Below are 4,020 nucleotides of genomic sequence, written 5' to 3'. Positions count from 1 at the left end.
CTACTGGTAAACAATAGGGGTTTTGGATTATACGATTTAAAAAGCGTGGATTACAGTGGTGGATATCTTCAGATGCTGTTAACCAATCCTGACACAGGTTGTGTGGCTGAATTAAATATTGATGTTAATAATATACATCCTGAATACCTTGCCATTCGCTGGAACGACATCAAGGATATGGTCTATAATGAAATCGCCAATAATTATGATGCTACTGACCTGTTGGAACTTGAGGATGAAAAATGAACCATATATAAATGCTGCAGGACATCAGGTGCTTGAATATATTTCAGATGATAGCATTATCCTTGATTTGCCATTTATAATGACCACTGGCAAACGTCTTACCGTTGGCATGCCTTACATGAAACTGGAGAAAAAAATCATTGGTGAAGAAATAGCTGCCATCAGGCTGCTTGGTTTTCAAGATTATCAGGGCATCATTTATCTTAATGTCCAAGACCTTAAAACAGGTAAACACTATAATCTAAGCTATAATATGGAAATTGATAGCGATGGTATGTGGTTCTGGTCATTGGCTGATATACAAACAATTACCACCTGAACATAAGAACAGGTGGTAATTGTTTACTGCATTTCTTTGCTTTTGTCCTTTATGTGACCAATTATGTAAAGATGCTGTTTGTGTGAAATTTGATAAAGGGATTTGATTATAATATTAAAAATTTGCATATTTAGACTATCTGAAATAAGTAGCATTTATTCATGTAATATGTTTCTGACGAACGGAAAGTATATGTATTTATTGGTCATATAATATTAAAACTCATGAAAAAGTATTTTTATTCGGACGGCAAGGAAAAATTCGGTCCATTTTCCTTCGAAGAACTAAAAAATGAACCCATAACTAAAGAAACACTTATATGGTTTGAAGGTCTTGAGGACTGGAAACCAGCAAAAGACATTATCGAATTCGAAGAGTTATTTAAACTAATTCCACCCCCCATTATTCCTGAAAAAATGGATTTAAAAACCACATCTGCCCAATCGGATTCGCAAAATAGTGACGCAGAAGTTATTGATGACAACACAGGTTCGGTAATTTATAAAAGACAAGGTATGTTTTCGAACCCATTTTCATTCAAGGGTCGAATAAGGCGATTGGAATATGGAATTAGTTTTATTATCGTAGTATTCTTAATGGCATTCATAAATGTGCTAACCGAAGATAGTTATGAGTTTGCATGGTTGTTTCTTGCCTATATCCCGACATATTGGTTCTTTTTTGCGCAAGGTGCTAAACGTTGTCACGATATGGGGTATAATGGTTGGTGGCAGATAATACCATTTTTCCCTCTTTATATGATTTTTGGAAAAGCAGAAGAAGGTATTAGCAACAAATATGGAAGAAATCCAAAAATTTAATGCTAAAATAATTCTCTCGTGAAGTTCATCCTACCAGTCATACTATGTTGTTTCAATTTGCTTAGTTACTCACAATCATTATCAGAAAGTGATATTAAGTCATTGGCACAAAGAATTAATAAGGAATTACAAGGAATGGATTTTGGTAATGGAATTACTGTAAAGGGTTGTTACGCAATAGGCAGAACTTTAGTTTACCAGTATCATGTAAACGAGGATTGGTATGCTCCAGAGAACATTAAAACCGATTTAATTGAAAATCTTAAAAAATCAGGATATTCTGAATTATATTTCAATAATAACATAAACGTTGAATACCAGTATTTTTTTGAGAACCGCCTTCGTGAACAAATAAGTATAAAATCATATGAACTTGCCAATTTAAATTTCGATTTGGGAGAATATATAAGCATAGATGGACATCCAAAAGCAAAAGGGGTTAATTTAAAACTCAGACCCCCCATGGGATGGCAGATTGAAGAAGGAGACAGACCAAATATTGTACAGAAGTTCTTGTTTAAGAATTATAATTACATGATTATTGTAAAAGACAACATCATGTTTTTTTCAAGAAAGGAAATGAGTGAACTTTTATCTGACGATGAATACGTTAATGATTTTTTATCTGAAGTGAGTTCTTTTTTAACCAACCCTCAAATACTCAATCATAGAATAGTGAGTGTTGACAAGTATCCATCACTTGAATTCACAATGAAAGGAGAAATGGAGAGGTTAGGTATTAAAATGAGTATCATACAAAAATGTTGGGTGATTTTTTTCGAAGATAAAATTGTATATCTCCAGTCTGGTGGTTTAGCTAATAATGAGTTTGCCGCTTTAGAAAAACTATACGATTTAGTTACCAATTCAGTGATTTTTCCCGAACAATATGACTATTGATGAAAAAGTACTTTTATACTGATGGCGTTGAAAAACTTGGTCCTTTTACATTTGAAGAACTGAAACAACAGCCAATCACAAGAGAAACAAAGGTATGGTATTATGGATTAGAGAATTGGACAAAATTAGCTGATTTAGATGAGTTAAAAGACATCACGAACTCACTGCCACCCCCAATAAAGAACAATAAAGTAATAGTAGAAAAGCAAGATGAAATTAACAATGAGAAGAATATCCAAATTTCTCCAACAAAAAATCAAAAAAAACGTGTAAGAGGTATTTTAATTGCCTTTGTCTCAATTCTTGTCCTGTTTATAGTCTTCCTTTTTCTTAAAAAGCAAAATCAATACAAATTTTACCAAGAGATTAAGTCAAGTGCTTATGAAGCAGATGTGGATTTTAATTTTTATGTTGAAAAATTTTATCGGGACATTGCCGTCTATGGAATATTCCCGAAAAGACCAACTACCAGTATAATAAAATTCGCAAAATTCGACCACATAACCGATGCCACTCATATACATGGCATTTCTTATGGCAGTAATGATGACGATAGAATTGAAATATATGTTAACCCCTCAACATGGAATTCGTTTAAAAAGCCTCTGCGGTATTATCTTATTTACCATGAATTGGCACATGATGTCCTTAATCTGGATGATTTAACAAATTCATCTGAAAATGAGGGAAAATTAATGTTCCCTGCAATTGCTTCTTATGAAGCTAAAACTATGGACGAATTTATTGAAAGTTCACATGCACTTTTTGAAGAAGTCGCAGCCAAATGGAAAAATTAATCCATAATGATGGTGGTCTTAAAAATGATGACCTGCAAATGTTCAATTCATAAAGCATAAAAGATTAACTCGAATGTCAGAATATTACATCTCTGTTAGTCAATATATTACAATACGATGAAAAAAGAATTTATACTGTTAGGGGCATACCTGATATTCGAATGCATTAATATTTACTGTTTCCTTTTCCAAAGAACGGTTAGAAAAATAAGGCAATTTGCTTTCGGAACTCAGAATATTGCAGTTCAAAACAAATTCTTCCCTGATTGGTATTTTTATCTGTTTTACATAAGTCAACTGAAGTATATTCCATTGATTTGGTTGTTCTTTATAAATTGGAAATATGCGTTAATCGCTTTTATTGCAATGTGGCTGTTAAAATTAATACTACCAATTAATGATTATGGGCATATTCAAGAAATAAAAAAGGGATTTGAGAAAAAAATCAGGAATAAGACAGCATCTGATGAAGAGTTAGGATTATATGGTATTGTTTTGGAAGCTGAAAAGAAAACACTATAAAGAACATCCATTTTTTCAAGCACTATTATGCTGAATATGAGTATGATATTGAAAGAATAGTGAGATACCTTTTCTGGCATTACTCCTAACAGGAATTTCGATTTGTTGGAGAATGCTGAATTAAATTCAAATTTTTACGCTTGATATATTTTATGTAAATTTGGGTAAGTCAATAAGTTTGTAATACTCACAGTCACTCATACGTACATATATCAATTATTAATCCTTTTTAAAATGAGCAAACAAAGAACAACTTACCATGTAACAAAAACTGATAATGGTTGGCAGGGTAAAAAGGAAGGGGGAGAAAGAGCTTCAGTTAAAGGTGAAACCAAAGAAGATGTACTGAAAAAGACCATCGACATTGCGAAAAAGCAGGGTGATGCTTCAGTCGTTATTCATAAACAAGATGGTA

7 protein-coding genes are annotated in these 4,020 nt (G+C 32.6%); all 7 read left to right on the top strand.

The genetic code is table 11. The features are described from left to right. Positions 1-246, top strand: a 246-nt coding sequence (locus PLK24_RS09265; RefSeq protein ID WP_324478456.1) for a hypothetical protein, incomplete at its 5' end; no start/stop codon positions are given. After that, positions 236-565, top strand: a complete 330-nt coding sequence (locus PLK24_RS09260) for a hypothetical protein (RefSeq protein WP_324478454.1) — start codon at positions 236-238, stop codon at positions 563-565. The genes PLK24_RS09265 and PLK24_RS09260, both read left to right, overlap by 11 nt. A 224-nt stretch (positions 566-789) precedes the next feature. Further along, complete coding sequence (locus PLK24_RS09255) at positions 790-1,386, top strand: GYF domain-containing protein (RefSeq protein ID WP_324478452.1); 597 nt, start codon at positions 790-792, stop codon at positions 1,384-1,386. 135 nt (positions 1,387-1,521) lie between these two features. Further along, positions 1,522-2,286, top strand: coding sequence for a hypothetical protein (locus PLK24_RS09250; protein WP_324478450.1), 765 nt, complete (start codon positions 1,522-1,524; stop codon positions 2,284-2,286). Next, positions 2,286-3,083 (top strand): DUF4339 domain-containing protein, encoded by a 798-nt coding sequence (locus tag PLK24_RS09245; RefSeq protein ID WP_324478448.1) that lies wholly within the window; start codon positions 2,286-2,288, stop codon positions 3,081-3,083. The genes PLK24_RS09250 and PLK24_RS09245 overlap by 1 nt, the downstream gene beginning before the upstream one ends. Positions 3,084-3,200: 117 nt before the next feature. Continuing rightward, the gene (locus tag PLK24_RS09240) at positions 3,201-3,605 is read left to right on the top strand and encodes a hypothetical protein (RefSeq protein ID WP_324478446.1); all 405 of its coding nucleotides are present in this window, start codon (positions 3,201-3,203) and stop codon (positions 3,603-3,605) included. A gap of 234 nt (positions 3,606-3,839) precedes the next feature. Beyond that, positions 3,840-4,020, top strand: a 181-nt coding sequence (locus PLK24_RS09235; protein ID WP_324478444.1) for a DUF2188 domain-containing protein, incomplete at its 3' end; no start/stop codon positions are given.

It is taken from the genome of Atribacter sp. (genome assembly GCF_035418125.1).
GTDB lineage: Bacteria > Atribacterota > Atribacteria > Atribacterales > Atribacteraceae > Atribacter > Atribacter allofermentans.
The sequence above is the reverse complement of the archived record's forward strand: the minus strand, read 5'-3'. Positions and strand labels throughout refer to the sequence as shown.

What these genes read in the sequence shown, in the direction of transcription:
- PLK24_RS09260 (WP_324478454.1), top strand. Translation starts at nt 236, where the DNA reads ATGAAAAATGAACCATATATAAATGCTGCAGGACATCAGGTGCTTGAA.
- PLK24_RS09255 (WP_324478452.1), top strand. Translation starts at nt 790, where the DNA reads ATGAAAAAGTATTTTTATTCGGACGGCAAGGAAAAATTCGGTCCATTT.
- PLK24_RS09250 (WP_324478450.1), top strand. Translation starts at nt 1,522, where the DNA reads ATGGATTTTGGTAATGGAATTACTGTAAAGGGTTGTTACGCAATAGGC.
- PLK24_RS09245 (WP_324478448.1), top strand. Translation starts at nt 2,286, where the DNA reads ATGAAAAAGTACTTTTATACTGATGGCGTTGAAAAACTTGGTCCTTTT.
- PLK24_RS09240 (WP_324478446.1), top strand. Translation starts at nt 3,201, where the DNA reads ATGAAAAAAGAATTTATACTGTTAGGGGCATACCTGATATTCGAATGC.